A 16249-nucleotide genomic window follows, 5' to 3' on the forward strand; every position below is an offset into this window, starting at 1 on the left:
AAAACTTCACATAAAAGCCCTAACAGTTTGTTGGGGCTTTTTTATAGTTGCTGAAGAATTTCGGTATTTGCTGAAGTAGGGGGACCTGAACAGCTTAATACCGTACCCTGTATCTCTTTTTTCACGTTGCCTAAATAACAATCTACAGAATCAGTAAATAGATGGAACAGGCATCCGACAGCAATAGCTTTTAATTTCCAAGATGGGAAAAAGAACAGCACAACATAAGCGATTGCCGCCCAAATTGTATGCATAGGATGGAAACCCACACCGCAACGATCAGGATCAAAAATAGGATCCGCAAGAAGATGGTCGAGATCGATTACCATCGTTGAGACCATTAATAATCCAGCAAGCTTCCAATTTTTTCGCCAAAATAAATAGCCAAATAAAAAAGGCACTAAAAAATGGAAACCGTAGTGAACGATGTTTCTTAAGATCTCAAATAACACAGGTTTATCTCGATAAGAATCAGTGGAAGACGGGTCACTATAGTGCCAAAAATGAAAAGAGGGAACTCAGTTCCCTCTTTTTAGATATATAAAGCGACGGGAAAGGACTAAAGTTCTTGTTCAAAGAGAATCTGAATGGCTTCGTACAGTTCGCGAGTCGTAAAATCATTCGTTGGTGTGGAGAAAATCGTATCATCACCAGCGATGCTGCCTAAGATACCTTCAGCTTTGCCGAGGGAGTCTAGCAGTCGGGCGATGAGCTGTGCTGCCCCTGGACTGGTACGGATCACAACGACAGAGTGGTTGTAATCAACATCTAAAACTAAGTTTTTCAATGGGCTAGTAGCAGTTGGGACACCTGGCTCGGTAGGTAAACAATACACCATTTCCATTTTTGCGTTGCGGGTACGTACAGCACCAAACTTCGTTAACATTCTGGAAATTTTAGATTGATTAATGTTTTCGAAGCCTTGCTCTTGAAGCGCAATCACAATTTCTGCTTGGGAGCTGAACTTTTCCTCTTTAAGGAGTGCTTTAAAGGCTTTTACCAAGTCTTCTTGTTTCGACATAGTGCGCATAATTAACCCATCTTTTTGGTATTAAACTGAGCTGTATTATGTGGAAAAGTGCATTTTTATGCAAGATAATTGAGTTTTGATGGTTTAATGAGCGATTTAAGATACGGTTTTTCTGGTAGGAAGCGCGTGATTATCTTAAATTGTTGGTTTGAAATTTAGTTTAAAAATAATTTGGTTTAACAATAAGTTGCTGTGAAAAAAATGTTAAATTATTAATCGGTGATTAATAAAGCATCAAGTAAAATTACATTTGATGTTAAATGCAATAGCAATAAAAACTATTTGTTAAAAAAGTGCCCGTTATCTCATTAACAGATAAGGAATTTGTTTAGAATAGCCCTATTGTGTTGGTGATTTATCTTGCGTTAACACTTCTCTCTAACTGTTAAAGAATTGTTTTTTATAAGTAATGTGTTTAGTGCGTAGTCAGATGAATTCATATATTTTAAAGTACAATTAAGGAGTTTTAGAATGAAAGTTGCAGTCCTAGGTGCAGCAGGTGGTATCGGTCAGGCTCTCGCCCTTCTTCTCAAAAACCAGCTCCCAGCAGGTTCAGAACTCTCCCTCTACGACATCGCGCCAGTCACTCCGGGTGTTGCCGCTGATTTAAGCCACATCCCTACAGACGTTAAAGTTGTTGGTTTCGCGGGTGAAGATGCTACACCAGCACTGAAAGGTGCAGATGTTGTATTAATTTCTGCGGGTGTTGCACGTAAGCCAGGAATGGATCGCTCTGACCTGTTTAATGTGAACGCAGGCATTGTACGTAACCTTGTTCAACAAATCGCGGTCACCTGCCCGAAAGCACTGGTTGGTATTATTACTAACCCAGTGAATACTACCGTGGCTATCGCGGCTGAAGTCCTGAAAAAAGCGGGCGTATATGATAAAAACCGTCTGTTTGGTGTAACCACACTGGACATCATCCGTTCAAATACGTTTGTTGCTGAATTAAAAGGCAAGAAAACCCACGAAATCGAAGTGCCAGTTATCGGTGGGCACTCAGGTGTGACAATTCTGCCATTACTGTCTCAAATTCCAGGTGTTAGCTTCACTGATGAAGAAATTGCTGCACTGACTAAGCGTATTCAGAACGCGGGCACTGAAGTGGTTGAAGCTAAAGCAGGTGGCGGGTCAGCAACATTATCTATGGGTCAAGCAGCAGCTCGTCTGGGCTTATCTCTGGTCCGTGGTCTTCAAGGCGAAAGCAACGTGGTTGAATGCGTATACACAGAAGGTGAAGGTGAACACGCTCGCTTCTTCGCACAACCTGTTGTATTAGGTAAAAACGGTATCGAAAAACATTTACCAATTGGTAAGTTAAGTGCATTTGAAGAGAAAGCGCTGAAAGAGATGTTAGGCGTACTGAAAGCAGATATCGAATTAGGTGAAAAATTCATTAACAGCTAATGCTAGTTAAGATTTAACGCTTAAATAAGGGCTGAATTGTTTGATGCAATTCAGCCCTTTATTTTCATGTTTTATAAGTTTTCACTTATCAAAATAAGGGGAAATCCCCCGAAGGTGTAATAGAGTAATACCGTTCATTATTAATGAGAGAAATAATATATTTTATCTTTCAGCGCTGAATAGGAATGAAGACGAATTTTAACTGTTTTCCTCTGTTGGCTCCCTGTTTTCTATTTCTTCTATTTCTGTGACTTTTCTTGGTTTATCTCGAATCCTTCTTTCTAAGAGTTCACCCGTCATGGGGTCATAATAGCGGCTAGGCCAAATTTCGGATGGGTGAATACCTAAAAAGTTTGCGATGATCCATTCACCTTTTGGCCAAGGTCGCGATAGTGCATTTGCGAGAGTTGATGAGCTAAGCCCCGCTTCACGAGAAATAGCGGCAAGAGTTGTTCCACGTTTGCGTAATGCCGCAATGATATCTGCTGGGTGCCAGTTTGATTTCCGTAACATCATTTTTTAATCCTTTTTTCACTCAGAATCATGTAGAGTTAGTGGTACATCTAACAGAATATTGTGGTACATTCAGTACAATTATTCTGTTATTGGAAATAAAATAACAGAATTTCCCAATAATAATTTCTAATTTTTTCTTAAAGTTCATTTTTATGAAACTGTCGTTATTTTTATGAAAATAGTAGAAAGATTTAGATAATTATTGTGAGTTTAGCTAACACATTGAAAATAAAAATAACTCATCGTGGTTAGCTCTCTGTTTTTTATAATTTCTTATATTTATTCTCTTTATCGCGAAGATTTATATTTCTTAATAATGTATTGAATTATTTAAAAAGAATGAATTTCTTAATCCATACTATAAGTCTATTGATATAAAACAGAAAATACCGATATCTATATAACTTAGTAACAATTATTTTTAATATTAAAAGTAGGTATTGAAATGATTAAGAAAATAAGGAAAGTTTTTAGTTAATCGAAGTCGTCATCGTAATGACAAGGAGCGTCGATAATGATTAAAGAATGGTTAACAGCAAAAGAACTCGTTGGTCGTCAGGGGCTTCCATCAAGTACTCAGGGAATAAATGCGATGGCAAGGAGAGAAAATTGGTTGAGTCGAAAGCGAAGGGGGATTCAAGGTAAAGCACTTGAATACCATATTAGTTCGATTCCCATTGATCTCGAAGAACCAACCGTGATGTATGAAGCTCCAAGGATTTATCACGTTAAACGTGATGAGCATGCACATATTTGGCAGGAAGCGTATAACCAGCTTTCCCATGATGAGCGAGTGGCAGTTTTATCCTTCATTATGCGTAAAGGTGCTTTAGCGTTAATTGATCTTATTAATCAAAATAATCACATGTAAATTACATACTGTATTGAATCGAATAAATTTTTAGAAAAATAACTTTGGTATAGCGACAAAAGCAGGTTGCAAAATATAAGCTAAGCGTAAAAGTGATATTATGAAAAAATTGTGGTTCACTGCGAAAGAATTAGCAGGGTTAGAAGGTCTTCCATCTTCACCTCAAGGCATTAACTTGATGGCAAGAAGGGAAGGTTGGAAAAATCGTCGAAAAAGAGGTGTTCAAGGGAAGGCCGTTGAATACTATGTAGAAAGTTTACCAAATGAGATCCAAAGGCAACTCTCACTTCACGAGCCATCGACACCTTATCAAGTGCAGCGGATTGATGCGCTACAAATTTGGTCTGAAGCTTATTATCAATTGACTGAAGCTGAGCGGAAAACGTTCGTAAAATATATTCTTCGTCACGGGCTATCGTCATTATTGGCTAAAATTGAGCCTGAAGAAGAGTAGGAAATTAAAAGGGTGAAATCACTTTCACCCTTTTAATTGTTTGTGTCGTGCTCTATCTCTGGTTATGAATGACGCTGAATTGCCACATGTGCTAAGCCAATCAAGGCTTCTTTATAAACAGAGTCTTCAAGCGCATTTAAAGCATCAATGGCTTTTTGTGCCTCTTCTTGCGCACGTTGGTATGTGTATTCTAAGGAGCCACAGCGTTTCATTGTGCTAAGAACGGTTTCTAACAGATGACGCCCATTACCTTGCTCAATAGCTTGCCTGATCAGAGCTGACTCTTCTTCATTACCATGTTGCATTGCGTGTAATAGTGGGAGCGTTGGTTTTCCTTCATCAAGATCATCACCTGTATTTTTACCCAATTGAGTATTATCAGCATCATAATCCAGAAGATCGTCAACTAATTGGAATGCCGTACCAATATAGCGACCATAGTCTTGCAATGCTTTCTCTTGCTCAGGTGTTGCATTAGCTAAAATAGCGGAGGCATGGGATGCCGCTTCAAATAGGCGCGCAGTTTTACTGTAGATCACCTGCATATAGCTCTCTTCAGTAATATCAGGATCGTTACAGTTCATCAGCTGTAAAACTTCACCTTCTGCGATCACGTTGGTGGCTTCAGACATGAGTTTTAGAACACGCATCGAATCCAGATCCGTCATCATCTGGAAGGATCGTGTATAAATAAAGTCGCCCACTAATACGCTTGCAGCATTACCAAATACCGCATTAGCTGTCTGTTTCCCGCGACGCATATCCGATTCATCGACCACATCATCATGCAATAAAGTGGCTGTATGGATAAATTCGATTAATGCAGCGACTTGGATATGTTTGTGTTCAGAATAGCCAAGGGATCGTCCCGCAAGGATCGCGATCATCGGACGGATCCTTTTTCCGCCCCCACTCACGATGTAATAACCTAATTGATTGATTAATGCTACGTCTGAGTTTAATTGGCTGAGGATCGCTTCATTTACTGCTGACATATCCTCGGCTGTCAGTTCAACGATAGATTCTAAATTCATTGTAATATATTCATATTATTAGTTTTTGGGGAATTCCCTAAGTCAAAAATGGGAAAACCGATATCACAGTAATGACGTAAGCATAACACTATTAATAATAAGATTATCGGGTGAAATGCAAAAAATGTTTAAATAAGTAACAATTCAAGATATTCCTGATAAATCAGCTGGAAAAAGATATGACTGATAAAAAAGTCGTATTTTTTGTAATCTAACTGCATTATAGGCTTGTGTTCTGCTGCTTTTTTGCGTAGAATTCGCGCCCTATTGTGAATATTTTATAGCGTGCTCTGGAATTGAAATATTTAGCGAGTACGCGGAAAGCGGAGTTAATATGTACGCGGTTTTCCAAAGTGGTGGTAAACAACACCGAGTTAGCGAAGGTCAAACTGTCCGCCTAGAAAAGCTGGACATCGCAACAGGTGAAACTGTTGAATTTGATCACGTTCTGATGGTTGCTAATGGCGATGAGATCCAAATCGGTGCTCCTATCGTTGAAGGCGTTAAAGTGAAAGCGGAAGTAGTTGCACACGGTCGTGGCGATAAAGTTAAAATCGTTAAGTTCCGTCGTCGTAAACACAGCCGTAAACAGCAAGGTCACCGTCAGTGGTTCACTGATGTTAAGATCACTGTCATCGCTTAAGATTTAGGAGAGCAGATTAATGGCACACAAAAAGGCTGGTGGTTCGACTCGTAACGGTCGTGACTCAGAAGCAAAACGTTTAGGTGTTAAACGTTTTGGTGGTGAAGCTGTATTAGCAGGTAGCATCATCGTTCGTCAACGTGGTACTAAGTTCCACGCAGGTAACAACGTTGGTTGTGGCCGTGACCACACTCTGTTCGCATTAGCGGACGGTAAAGTTAAATTTGAAGTTAAAGGTCCTAACAATCGTAAATTTATCAGCATCGAAGCTGAATAAGTTTTCTGACTTTTAATTTTTGAATTAAAGCCCTGCAAAAACCTTTTGCGGGGCTTTTTATATTCAGAATACGCCATCTCTGGGTAATACCGCCATTCGGCACTATAATGGCCAGCAGACGGAGAAAGAATTATGAAATTTGTAGATGAAGCCAAAATTTTGGTCGTGGCAGGAGATGGTGGCAATGGTTGTGTCAGCTTCCGCCGTGAAAAATATATCCCGAAAGGTGGACCTGACGGTGGTGACGGTGGTGACGGTGGAGATGTCTACTTACAGGCAGACGAAAACCTTAACACGCTGATTGACTATCGTTTTGAAAAATCATTTCGTGCAGAGCGTGGTCAAAATGGTCAAAGCCGTGAGTGTACAGGTAAACGTGGTCAAGACATCACGGTAAAAGTCCCTGTAGGAACGCGTGTACGCGATCTTGGCACCAATGAAGTACTCTGTGACATGACTCGTCACGATCAACGCCACATGGTCGCTAAAGGCGGTTTCCATGGGCTTGGTAACACCCGTTTCAAATCTTCTGTTAACCGTGCACCGCGTCAGCGTACCATGGGAACAAAAGGTGAAACGCGTGAGATCTTATTAGAATTGATGTTACTTGCGGACGTAGGAATGCTGGGGATGCCGAATGCGGGTAAATCCACCTTTATTCGCTCCGTATCAGCTGCAAAACCAAAAGTTGCAGATTATCCATTTACTACCTTGGTCCCAAGCCTGGGTGTGGTACGTATGGATAACGAGCAAAGCTTTGTAGTTGCAGATATTCCTGGGTTGATCGAAGGCGCGGCAGAAGGTGCGGGTCTGGGGATTCAATTCCTGAAGCACTTAGAACGCTGTCGTGTATTACTGCATCTTATTGATATTTGCCCAATTGACGAATCGGATCCAGTAGAAAATGCCAAGATCATCGTGGGTGAATTAGAGAAATACAGCGAAAAACTGGCACAAAAACCACGTTGGTTAGTCTTCAATAAAGTGGATATCTTAGGTGAAGAAGAGTCTGCAAAACGTGCAGCCGAAATTGCCAAAGGTATGGGCTGGGAAGATAAGTATTATATGATTTCTGCGGTGAACCACGAAGGTGTGAAAGCACTGTGTTGGGATATCATGGAGTTCATGAATACTCAGCCGCGTAATATGGCAGTTGAAGATGAAAATAGCCAACCAGAAAAAGTTGAATTCATGTGGGATGATTACCACAAAGAGCAGCTTTCTGGTGCTGAAGATCTTGATGACGACTGGGATGATGATTGGGATGAAGATGACGACGAAGGTGTCGAATTCATTTATCAAAAATAAGCATTCTTAAGTCACATAAAAAGGCACAACCTTCGCAAGTTGTGCCTTTTTTATTATCTAGATCCTAAAAGGATCTTTGATAGGATCAGTTCTTCTGATAGAGATCGCGATAAAGGCGGCTTTCAAAACGAACCAATGGTACCCGGCGGCTGTTGTATTGACTTTGTGGAACTGCATAAGCAGAAATAAACTGAACAAATGCCACTTTTTCGCCACTCGCAGTTGTGATAAAGCCCGCGAGGTTATAAACGCCTTGTAGTGCGCCTGTTTTCGCTGATACTTTGCCATTGACTCCAGCTTCATCCAAGCCACCACGATAACGTAATGTCCCGTCATGCCCAGCAAGTGGCAGCATTGAAATGTAATCGAGCTGCTGATCATTTTTCGCGATAAATTGCAAAACTTGCATCATTGTCGCAGGGGTGATCAAGTTATGGCGAGATAAACCAGAACCATCGACCATTACTGTGTTGCCCAAATCAATACCTGCTTTTTGTTTGAGAACTTGTCTAACCGCATCAGAGCCTGAGCGCCAAGTACCCGGTACACCATAATAATCCCGACCAATGGTTCTAAAAACAGTATCAGCAATCATGTTATCTGATTTTTTCAGCATGATTTTTAATAGATCATGCAGTGGTTTGGATTCTGTTTTGACGAGTACTTGAGACTGAGGTGTTGGTTGAGTTCGTTTTTTAACCGCTCCGGATAGCTCAATACCTGCAACCTGTAGTTCATTTTTGACGATAGCACCTGAGTAACTGGCACCATTTTGTACAGCAAATGCGAGTGGCAAGGGGTCGCTACGTTGGGTTAAGCAGCCTGTTAAGGTATAGCGATTTAATTCGCCAGGAACAACGTCTAACTCGCAGTAACGAGCTTCTGGTGAGCCTTTAGCGAGGGTTTTGACTTCACTAAACATATTAACGGGGTAGAAACTCGCTGTTTTGATATATGCCATCTCCCCAGCTTTATCTGATGGGTAAAGGGAAACAGAAAAACAGTTTCGATCAATAATTGCGGCAGCCGGCGGAGCACTAAAACACTGTGTCATGTCGTTCCATACCCAGCCAGGTGCTTTATCATGGCTAGCAAAAGCTGAAATATCGACAATAAGATCACCATCGACTTTATGTATGCCGATTTGTTTCAAGGCATTGACCATATTTCGAATTTGCTGGCGCGTTAAGGTTGGGTCTCCACTAAAACGGATTACCAAGTCCCCAGATAATGTATTGTTATTCAACTTTCCATTGGTTTCAAAGTTAGTCACAAAACGGTAGTCAGGACCAAGTTGTAATAATGCAGCAAGGGCAGTAACAACTTTTTGTGTACTGGCGGGCAGAGCCATCTGTTGAGCGTTATAATCGATAAGAGGGGTATTACTTCCTACTTTTTGCGCAACCAGAGCAAGGTTAGTGCCGTCAGGGAGATACTGCTTGTAATCATCGATAGGGATAGCAGAAGCTTGCGACGTGATGAAGGCAAGCCCTAAAGTGAAGATTAATTTTCTGGTTGATGTTAGTAGCGACATATATTTCACGCATTAGGGTAGACATAGTGCACATACTAAAGTGTAATGCCCAATAAAGTAAACGATGATCCGCTATTAACTCTCAGTTAAAATAGCGAACAGTATGATAAGATAAGTCATTAAGTTGGTCTGATTGAGTTATTGACACCCTAAGTTGTTGAACACCCCCTACATACCCTGGTGTTCGGTGTACTGTTGTTACAAAATCAGGAAGATACTTTTTTTTAGATAGGATTGAATTAGAGGTATTTATCAAATGAAACAGATTCCAATGACGGTATTTGGTGCTAACAAGCTAAGAGAAGAGCTCGAGTATCTGAAATCTGTCCGTCGCCCTGAAATTATTGCTTCGATTGCTGAAGCTCGCGAACATGGCGATTTAAAAGAAAACGCGGAATATCATGCTGCGCGTGAGCAACAAGGCTTTTGTGAAGGCCGTATTCAAGAGATTGAATCTAAACTTTCTCATTCTCAAGTGATTGACGTGACAAAAATGGCAAATAATGGTCGAGTCATTTTTGGTGCGACGGTTTCTGTATTGAATGTGGATACTGACGAAGAGTTAACCTATCGAATCGTAGGTGATGATGAAGCTGACATTAAAGTGAACTTAATCTCAGTGAACTCACCGATTGCACGTGGGTTAGTGGGTAAAGAAGTTGATGATGTCGTGACAATTAAGACACCGGGCGGAGATGTTGAATTCGAAATTCTTAAAGTTGAGTATATCTGATTCCTATTTCCCTGAATTGGTTATATTATTTTACTGATTTAGAGAAAAAGGCCGCTGGCGGCCTTTTTCGTCATATAAAACATGCGTTCAATGGCATTTTTATATAAATGAGTAGTTATTATTTAGGTAAACTAATTTTGCGCTCTACTGATGGACGATAGAGAACAAGAATTTTACCGATAACTTGAACATTTGCTGCACCAGTTTCGCGAACAATCGCTTCAGCGATCAAATTTTTAGTTTCACGATCTTCGCCAGCGATTTTGACTTTGATAAGCTCATGGTGTGCTAATGAGACTTCGATTTCAGCCAAAACACCCTCAGTTAAACCATTGTTGCCAATCATAACAACTGGGTTTAAGTGATGAGCGAGACTTTTTAGGTGTTGAATTTGTTTTTTGTTAAGATTCATCGATTTTTTGCTTGGTTAGTATTGAAAATGGCATATTCTACCGCCATCTGATTACTATCACCATCTATTAATCTTGTTTGATGGTAATGAAGCAGCTAATGATTACCCGAAAGTAATCCAGTAACAGGTTGGCAGCGCGTTAACACTTTCCCAATAAACAGCGTTATTTATGTGACTTGGGTAGAAAAAATGAAGCTAACTCTCTGTAACTTGAAGAATGTCGGGAAATGTATTTCTATTAGTATAGTTGGAAAGTGCAATGGCCAATAAAAAACGTTCAGCAAGCTCCAGTCGTTGGTTGCAAGAACATTTTAGTGATAAATATGTTCAGCAAGCACAAAAGAAAGGGCTCCGCTCGCGTGCATGGTTTAAACTGGATGAAATCCAGCAAAGTGATAAGATTTTTAAACCAGGTATGACCGTTGTTGATTTAGGTGCTGCCCCTGGTGGATGGTCACAATACGTTGTTGGTCAAATTGGTCACAACGGTCGTATTATTGCTTGTGACTTACTACCAATGGATCCAATCGTCGGCGTGGATTTCCTTCAAGGGGATTTTCGTGATGATGCCGTGCTAGCTGCTTTGTTAGAGCGAGTGGGCGATAAAAAAGTACAAGTGGTTATGTCTGACATGGCCCCAAATATGAGCGGAACACCCGCAGTGGATATTCCCCGCTCTATGTATCTGGTTGAATTAGCATTGGATATGTGCCGTGCGGTATTGGCTCCTGGGGGAAGTTTTATCGTTAAAGTATTTCAGGGAGAAGGCTTTGACGAATACCTTAGGGATATCCGCTCCCTGTTTACGAAGGTTAAAGTTCGTAAACCCGAATCTTCGCGGGCACGATCGCGTGAAGTATACATTGTAGCGACAGGACTAAAACTATAGTACCCTGAGCGTTATTTGTTAACACAGTTGTAAGGTGAGGTTAATCCCTTGAGTGACATGGCGAAAAACCTAATTCTCTGGTTAGTCATCGCAGTTGTTCTGATGTCCTTGTTCCAGAGTTTTGGCCCAAGCGATTCGAATAGTCGCAGAGTTGATTATTCAACGTTTATCAATGAGTTAGCCCAGGATCAGGTACGTGAAGTTCGTATCACAGGTCGTGAATTGAACGTCAGAAAAGCGGATAACAGCCGCTACACTACTTATCTGCCTATGCAGGATGAGAAGTTGTTAGACACCTTGTTAAACAAGAATGTTACTGTCGTCGGTGAACCACCAGAAGAGCCTAGCTTACTGACATCTATTTTCATTTCCTGGTTCCCAATGCTGCTGTTGATTGGTGTCTGGATCTTCTTTATGCGCCAAATGCAAGGTGGCGGCGGTAAAGGGGCGATGTCATTCGGTAAAAGCAAAGCTCGTATGCTGACAGAAGATCAGATCAAAACAACATTTGCTGATGTTGCGGGCTGTGATGAAGCGAAAGAGGAAGTGGGTGAGATCGTAGATTTCCTACGTGAACCAGCTCGTTTCCAAAAACTCGGTGGTAAAATTCCGAAAGGTGTCCTGATGGTAGGACCGCCGGGTACAGGTAAAACATTACTCGCTAAAGCTATTGCGGGTGAAGCAAAAGTCCCATTCTTTACCATTTCTGGTTCTGACTTCGTGGAAATGTTTGTGGGTGTGGGTGCTTCCCGTGTTCGTGATATGTTCGAACAAGCGAAAAAAGCAGCTCCTTGTATCATCTTTATCGATGAAATCGATGCTGTTGGTCGTCAACGTGGCGCAGGCTTAGGTGGTGGTCACGATGAACGTGAACAGACACTGAACCAAATGCTGGTTGAGATGGATGGTTTCGAAGGTAATGAAGGTATTATCGTGATCGCGGCAACTAACCGTGCTGATGTTCTGGATCCTGCATTACTGCGTCCAGGTCGTTTTGACCGTCAAGTTGTGGTTGGTTTGCCAGATGTTCGTGGTCGTGAGCAAATCTTAAAAGTTCATATGCGTCGTGTGCCAATCGATCCAGCAGTTGATACTACGATTCTGGCTCGTGCTACCCCTGGTTTCTCGGGTGCGGAATTAGCAAACTTAGTGAACGAAGCGGCATTGTTTGCAGCGCGTGAAAATAAACGTGTTGTTACCATGGCTGAATTCGAAAGAGCACGCGATAAAGTATGGCTGGGTGCTGAGCACCGCTCACTGATGATGACTGAAGAGCAGAAAGAATCGACAGCCTATCATGAAGCTGGACACGCAATCGTTGGTTACTTAATGCCAGAGCATGACCCTGTGCATAAAGTGACAATTATTCCTCGTGGTCGTGCTCTGGGTGTGACTTTCTACTTACCTGAAGGCGACCAAATCAGTGCGAGCCGCCAGAAGTTAGAAGGAAATATCGCAAGTACATACGGTGGTCGTATTGCAGAAGAACTGATCTACGGTTATGACAAAATCTCAACTGGCGCATCAGGTGATATTCAGCAAGCAACCAGCACTGCGAGAAAAATGGTGACTCAGTGGGGCTTTTCTGACAAGTTAGGTCCAGTGTTATATTCTGAAGAAGAGGGTCCTGCATTCTTAGGCCGTTCAGGGCAGAGCTCAACTTACTCTGATGAAACTGCACGCATCATTGACGAAGAAATTAAAGCAATCATCGACCGTGGTTATCAGGTTGCACATAAAACCTTAACCGACAATATGGATATTCTGCATGCGATGAAAGATGCATTATTGAAATATGAAACAATCGATATGCCAATGATTGATGACCTGATGAATCGCCGTCCAGTACGCGCGCCAGCAGGCTGGGATGAGGATAAAAAAGTGAACAATGTTACAGGTTCATTTGGTGCTGCGGCTAGCGCATCAAAACCTGAAGCAAAGCCAGCTGAAACTCAACCAGAAGAGCCAACTGAAAAATCAGATGAAAACGATTCATCCGATAATAACGAGAGCAAGCCACAATAAGCTGTCGTGATAAGTTGAATAATTAAAAACCCCAGGTTACTGGGGTTTTTTACGTTAAGGAAAAATAATCATGCATATTAAAGCCCGAGGTCGCCTCCTTGACTTATCAACCCCTCAAGTGATGGGGATTCTGAATGTTACTCCTGACTCATTTTCAGATGGTGGCACTCATAATCGTTATCACGATGCCCTCGACCATGTTGCTAAAATGGTCCAAGCCGGTGCAACAATTATTGATATCGGCGGCGAATCAACTCGACCAGGTGCTGCTGAAGTTTCGATTAGTGAGGAGCTCGATCGTGTTGTACCCGTGGTAGACGCTATTGCAAAGCGTTTTGATGTGTGGATTTCTGTCGACACTTCGAAAGCTCAAGTTATGGATGAAGCCGCAAAAGTAGGTATGCATATTATTAATGACATTCGTTCACTACATGAAGCAGGTTCCCTTGAAGTGGCTGCAAGGCTGGGGCTACCAGTGTGTATTATGCATATGCAAGGTCAGCCGAGAACAATGCAAGATGCACCAAATTATGTGGATGTTGTCAAAGACGTTAAAGATTATCTTGCCGGTGAAATTGAACGCTGTGTGGCGGCGGGAATTGATAAACAGCAAATAATCCTCGATCCAGGCTTTGGTTTTGGCAAGAACTTGTCGCATAATTACCAGCTACTAGCGCATTTAGATCAATTTCATGATTTCGGACTACCGCTCTTGGCAGGACTGTCACGGAAATCTATGATTGGACAATTATTAAATGTTCCACCTCAAGAACGTCTTGCGGGCAGCTTAGCTTGTGCCACCATTGCGGCAATGCAAGGGGCACAAATTATCCGAGTTCATGATGTGAAAGAGACTGTACAAGCAATGCAAGTCGTTCAGATGACTCTGTCAGAAAAGGAAAAATTAGCGTATGAGTAACCGTAAATATTTTGGTACTGATGGTATTCGTGGAAAAGTAGGCGACAGCCCAATTACTCCTGATTTTGTTTTAAAATTAGGCTGGGCCGCAGGTAAAGTGCTGGCTCGTCACGGTTCACGTAAAATTATCATTGGTAAAGATACGCGTATTTCTGGCTATATGTTGGAGTCTTCATTAGAAGCTGGTTTAGCTGCGGCAGGGTTATCCGCATCATTTACAGGCCCAATGCCAACACCAGCTGTGGCTTACTTAACTCGTACTTTCCGTGCAGAGGCGGGGATTGTGATTTCAGCTTCTCATAACCCTTACTATGATAACGGGATTAAGTTCTTCTCTATTGACGGAACTAAACTGCCTGACGAAGTTGAAGAAGCCATTGAAGCTGAAATGGAAAAACCGATCACTTGCGTTGAATCAGCAGAACTTGGTCGTGCGAACCGTATCGTTGATGCGGCGGGGCGTTACATTGAATTCTGTAAAGGGACATTCCCTAACGAACAGAGCTTAAACAGCCTTAAAGTGGTTTTAGATTGTGCGAACGGCGCCACTTATCATATTGCACCAAACGTTTTCAGTGAGTTAGGTGCTCAAGTCATCACTATGGGTTGTGATCCTAATGGGATCAACATCAACGAAGAGTGTGGTGCTACTGACGTTCGTAAGTTACAAGAGCGTGTGATTGCAGAAAAGGCAGATGTGGGCTTAGCGTTTGATGGTGATGGTGACCGGATCATTATGGTCGACCATCAAGGTAATAAAGTCGATGGCGACCAAATACTGTATATCATTGCTCGTGAAGCGCTGCGTCAAGGTCAGTTAAAAGGTGGTGTTGTCGGTACTCTAATGAGCAACATGGGTCTGGAAATAGCGCTGAAGCAGCTAGGTATCCCGTTTGAGCGTGCAAAAGTGGGAGACCGTTATGTGCTCGAAAAATTACAAGAAAAAGGCTGGCGTATGGGGGCTGAAAACTCCGGTCATGTGATTTTATTAGATAAAACCACCACAGGTGACGGTATTGTCGCTGGTCTTCAAGTGTTAAGTGCAATGGTTCGTAACCACATGAGCTTACATGACCTGTGTAGCGGTATGAAGCTTCTACCTCAAATTCTTGTTAACGTGCGCTTTAAAGGCAAACACGATCCTTTGCAAAGTGAAGCGGTTGTTGCTGCGAATGAACAAGTTGAAAAAGAGTTAGCGGGTAAAGGGCGTGTGTTACTGAGAAAATCCGGTACTGAGCCTCTGATCCGTGTCATGGTTGAAGGTGAAAACGAAGACGTTGTCACTGAAATGGCAAACCGCATTGCCGATGCAGTTAAAGCGGCCGGTTAATGTTGCACATTCTCTCTTATCGCGGATAAAAACTGACCTAAGGGAGAGAAATTACTAAGCTGAGTATGATATTTCGATGGTTTGCTGTTTTTTTCTTCAATTAGTCAAATGAAATCAAAATAGACTTGCTTGTCAGCTCAGCTTTGGTTAGTATTCGCACCTGCTCAATTCCGTAATAGTGTTTTGAGTAGGTGTGCAGTATAAGGGTCATAGCATAGGCTATGCGCCGTAACTGAATAGGTAACTCAAATGTATATAGCTCTTTTAGTTGTTTTCTTGCTCGCGGCTATCGGCCTGATTGGTCTGGTCATGTTACAGCAAGGTAAAGGTGCTGACATGGGTGCATCATTCGGTGCGGGCGCTTCTGCAACACTGTTTGGTTCATCGGGTTCAGGTAACTTCATGACCCGTATGACTGGAATCTTGGCTGCTGTGTTTTTCGTTATCAGTTTAATTCTTGGCAACATGACTGCCAACAAGTATGGAACTGGTGCAGGTAGTAAGTGGGAAAACATTAGCGAACCGGCAAAAGTCGAGCAACCAACAGACGTTCCGGCAGCACCAGCAACACCAACGAGCGATATTCCTCGTTAAGTGTGAAAGATTCCGGATGACCGCATTGTGTTCTCATCAATGTAGTCCCAACTAGCAGTAACGTAGTAAGAAGTTAAAAATTTGAGGTTATTGATTGATAAATTAGTAACCTCGCCTCAGTGCCGAGGTGGTGAAATTGGTATACACGCTACCTTGAGGTGGTAGTGCCTACAAAACGGGCGTACGGGTTCAAGTCCCGTCCTCGGCACCATTATTTTAGACGACTTGTGAAGTCACAATAGTCAGTGTAAAATAGTCACGTTTCGAACG

General features: G+C 42.0%; 18 protein-coding genes and 1 tRNA gene. 13 read left to right on the forward strand and 6 right to left on the reverse strand.

Annotated features, from left to right (window positions below):
- Positions 1-41: 41 nt before the first annotated feature.
- Positions 42-452: a DUF6122 family protein gene (locus PROVALCAL_RS04835; RefSeq protein WP_006658003.1), complete on the reverse strand. Its 411-nt coding sequence runs from the start codon at positions 450-452 to the stop codon at positions 42-44.
- A gap of 107 nt (positions 453-559) precedes the next feature.
- Positions 560-1030, reverse strand: a complete 471-nt coding sequence (argR, locus tag PROVALCAL_RS04840) for a transcriptional regulator ArgR (protein ID WP_039861624.1) — start codon at positions 1028-1030, stop codon at positions 560-562.
- Between the two features lie 471 nt (positions 1031-1501).
- Here argR and mdh point away from each other — a divergent pair, with 471 nt between their 5' ends.
- The gene (gene mdh / locus PROVALCAL_RS04845; protein ID WP_006658005.1) at positions 1502-2440 is read left to right on the forward strand and encodes a malate dehydrogenase; all 939 of its coding nucleotides are present in this window, start codon (positions 1502-1504) and stop codon (positions 2438-2440) included.
- Between the two features lie 198 nt (positions 2441-2638).
- Here mdh and PROVALCAL_RS04850 read toward each other — a convergent pair whose 3' ends face one another.
- Positions 2639-2956: a helix-turn-helix domain-containing protein gene (locus PROVALCAL_RS04850; RefSeq protein WP_006658006.1), complete on the reverse strand. Its 318-nt coding sequence runs from the start codon at positions 2954-2956 to the stop codon at positions 2639-2641.
- A 514-nt stretch (positions 2957-3470) separates the two neighbouring features.
- Between PROVALCAL_RS04850 and PROVALCAL_RS04855 the strand changes: the two genes are divergently transcribed.
- Entirely contained in the window at positions 3471-3827 is a 357-nt protein-coding gene (locus tag PROVALCAL_RS04855) for a DNA-binding protein (RefSeq protein ID WP_006658007.1), read from the forward strand.
- Positions 3828-3927: 100 nt separating this feature from the next.
- Complete coding sequence (locus tag PROVALCAL_RS04860) at positions 3928-4281, forward strand: DNA-binding protein (RefSeq protein ID WP_006658008.1); 354 nt, start codon at positions 3928-3930, stop codon at positions 4279-4281.
- A 62-nt stretch (positions 4282-4343) separates the two neighbouring features.
- On the opposite strand, the gene ispB is transcribed toward PROVALCAL_RS04860, so the two are convergent.
- Complete coding sequence (ispB, locus tag PROVALCAL_RS04865; RefSeq protein WP_006658009.1) at positions 4344-5315, reverse strand: octaprenyl diphosphate synthase; 972 nt, start codon at positions 5313-5315, stop codon at positions 4344-4346.
- 334 nt (positions 5316-5649) lie between these two features.
- Here ispB and rplU point away from each other — a divergent pair, with 334 nt between their 5' ends.
- From rplU to cgtA, 3 genes are all read left to right on the forward strand, one after another.
- Positions 5650-5958 (forward strand): 50S ribosomal protein L21, encoded by a 309-nt coding sequence (rplU, locus tag PROVALCAL_RS04870; RefSeq protein ID WP_006658010.1) that lies wholly within the window; start codon positions 5650-5652, stop codon positions 5956-5958.
- Between the two features lie 19 nt (positions 5959-5977).
- On the forward strand, positions 5978-6235 hold the full coding sequence (rpmA, locus tag PROVALCAL_RS04875; protein ID WP_004905922.1) for a 50S ribosomal protein L27: 258 nt from the start codon (positions 5978-5980) through the stop codon (positions 6233-6235).
- A gap of 132 nt (positions 6236-6367) precedes the next feature.
- Positions 6368-7543 carry an Obg family GTPase CgtA gene (cgtA, locus tag PROVALCAL_RS04880; RefSeq protein ID WP_006658012.1) on the forward strand — a complete coding sequence of 392 codons (1176 nt, stop codon included), beginning with the start codon at positions 6368-6370 and terminating at the stop codon, positions 7541-7543.
- 85 nt (positions 7544-7628) lie between these two features.
- Here cgtA and dacB read toward each other — a convergent pair whose 3' ends face one another.
- Positions 7629-9077 (reverse strand): serine-type D-Ala-D-Ala carboxypeptidase, encoded by a 1449-nt coding sequence (dacB, locus tag PROVALCAL_RS04885; protein WP_006658013.1) that lies wholly within the window; start codon positions 9075-9077, stop codon positions 7629-7631.
- 256 nt (positions 9078-9333) lie between these two features.
- Here dacB and greA point away from each other — a divergent pair, with 256 nt between their 5' ends.
- Complete coding sequence (gene greA / locus PROVALCAL_RS04890) at positions 9334-9810, forward strand: transcription elongation factor GreA (protein ID WP_006658014.1); 477 nt, start codon at positions 9334-9336, stop codon at positions 9808-9810.
- A 118-nt stretch (positions 9811-9928) separates the two neighbouring features.
- On the opposite strand, the gene yhbY is transcribed toward greA, so the two are convergent.
- On the reverse strand, positions 9929-10222 hold the full coding sequence (yhbY, locus tag PROVALCAL_RS04895; RefSeq protein WP_006658015.1) for a ribosome assembly RNA-binding protein YhbY: 294 nt from the start codon (positions 10220-10222) through the stop codon (positions 9929-9931).
- Between the two features lie 259 nt (positions 10223-10481).
- Here yhbY and rlmE point away from each other — a divergent pair, with 259 nt between their 5' ends.
- The 6 genes from rlmE to PROVALCAL_RS04925 all read left to right on the forward strand — a co-directional run bounded on the left by rlmE (position 10482) and on the right by PROVALCAL_RS04925 (position 16190).
- On the forward strand, positions 10482-11111 hold the full coding sequence (gene rlmE, locus PROVALCAL_RS04900) for a 23S rRNA (uridine(2552)-2'-O)-methyltransferase RlmE (RefSeq protein WP_006658016.1): 630 nt from the start codon (positions 10482-10484) through the stop codon (positions 11109-11111).
- Between the two features lie 57 nt (positions 11112-11168).
- Positions 11169-13136, forward strand: a complete 1968-nt coding sequence (gene ftsH / locus PROVALCAL_RS04905) for an ATP-dependent zinc metalloprotease FtsH (protein ID WP_006658017.1) — start codon at positions 11169-11171, stop codon at positions 13134-13136.
- Between the two features lie 70 nt (positions 13137-13206).
- Entirely contained in the window at positions 13207-14055 is an 849-nt protein-coding gene (gene folP, locus PROVALCAL_RS04910; protein WP_006658018.1) for a dihydropteroate synthase, read from the forward strand.
- A complete protein-coding gene (gene glmM / locus PROVALCAL_RS04915) occupies positions 14048-15385 on the forward strand; it encodes a phosphoglucosamine mutase (protein WP_006658019.1) in 1338 nt (445 codons plus the stop codon). Before folP ends, glmM begins: the two co-directional genes overlap by 8 nt.
- Positions 15386-15634: 249 nt before the next feature.
- Positions 15635-15979 carry a preprotein translocase subunit SecG gene (gene secG, locus PROVALCAL_RS04920; RefSeq protein WP_006658020.1) on the forward strand — a complete coding sequence of 115 codons (345 nt, stop codon included), beginning with the start codon at positions 15635-15637 and terminating at the stop codon, positions 15977-15979.
- 121 nt (positions 15980-16100) lie between these two features.
- Positions 16101-16190, forward strand: a tRNA-Leu gene (locus PROVALCAL_RS04925).
- The last annotated feature ends 59 nt before the right edge of the window (positions 16191-16249 follow it).

This window comes from Providencia alcalifaciens DSM 30120, assembly GCF_000173415.1.
In the GTDB taxonomy this organism is placed as follows: Bacteria; Pseudomonadota; Gammaproteobacteria; order Enterobacterales; family Enterobacteriaceae; genus Providencia; species Providencia alcalifaciens.

Excerpts from the sequence above, each read along its gene's own strand:
- argR (WP_039861624.1), bottom strand. The coding sequence starts at position 1,030 with ATGCGCACTATGTCGAAACAAGAAGACTTGGTAAAAGCCTTTAAAGCA.
- mdh (WP_006658005.1), top strand. The coding sequence starts at position 1,502 with ATGAAAGTTGCAGTCCTAGGTGCAGCAGGTGGTATCGGTCAGGCTCTC.
- PROVALCAL_RS04850 (WP_006658006.1), bottom strand. The coding sequence starts at position 2,956 with ATGATGTTACGGAAATCAAACTGGCACCCAGCAGATATCATTGCGGCA.
- PROVALCAL_RS04855 (WP_006658007.1), top strand. The coding sequence starts at position 3,471 with ATGATTAAAGAATGGTTAACAGCAAAAGAACTCGTTGGTCGTCAGGGG.
- PROVALCAL_RS04860 (WP_006658008.1), top strand. The coding sequence starts at position 3,928 with ATGAAAAAATTGTGGTTCACTGCGAAAGAATTAGCAGGGTTAGAAGGT.
- ispB (WP_006658009.1), bottom strand. The coding sequence starts at position 5,315 with ATGAATTTAGAATCTATCGTTGAACTGACAGCCGAGGATATGTCAGCA.
- rplU (WP_006658010.1), top strand. The coding sequence starts at position 5,650 with ATGTACGCGGTTTTCCAAAGTGGTGGTAAACAACACCGAGTTAGCGAA.
- rpmA (WP_004905922.1), top strand. The coding sequence starts at position 5,978 with ATGGCACACAAAAAGGCTGGTGGTTCGACTCGTAACGGTCGTGACTCA.
- cgtA (WP_006658012.1), top strand. The coding sequence starts at position 6,368 with ATGAAATTTGTAGATGAAGCCAAAATTTTGGTCGTGGCAGGAGATGGT.
- dacB (WP_006658013.1), bottom strand. The coding sequence starts at position 9,077 with ATGTCGCTACTAACATCAACCAGAAAATTAATCTTCACTTTAGGGCTT.
- greA (WP_006658014.1), top strand. The coding sequence starts at position 9,334 with ATGAAACAGATTCCAATGACGGTATTTGGTGCTAACAAGCTAAGAGAA.
- yhbY (WP_006658015.1), bottom strand. The coding sequence starts at position 10,222 with ATGAATCTTAACAAAAAACAAATTCAACACCTAAAAAGTCTCGCTCAT.
- rlmE (WP_006658016.1), top strand. The coding sequence starts at position 10,482 with ATGGCCAATAAAAAACGTTCAGCAAGCTCCAGTCGTTGGTTGCAAGAA.
- ftsH (WP_006658017.1), top strand. The coding sequence starts at position 11,169 with ATGGCGAAAAACCTAATTCTCTGGTTAGTCATCGCAGTTGTTCTGATG.
- folP (WP_006658018.1), top strand. The coding sequence starts at position 13,207 with ATGCATATTAAAGCCCGAGGTCGCCTCCTTGACTTATCAACCCCTCAA.
- glmM (WP_006658019.1), top strand. The coding sequence starts at position 14,048 with ATGAGTAACCGTAAATATTTTGGTACTGATGGTATTCGTGGAAAAGTA.
- secG (WP_006658020.1), top strand. The coding sequence starts at position 15,635 with ATGTATATAGCTCTTTTAGTTGTTTTCTTGCTCGCGGCTATCGGCCTG.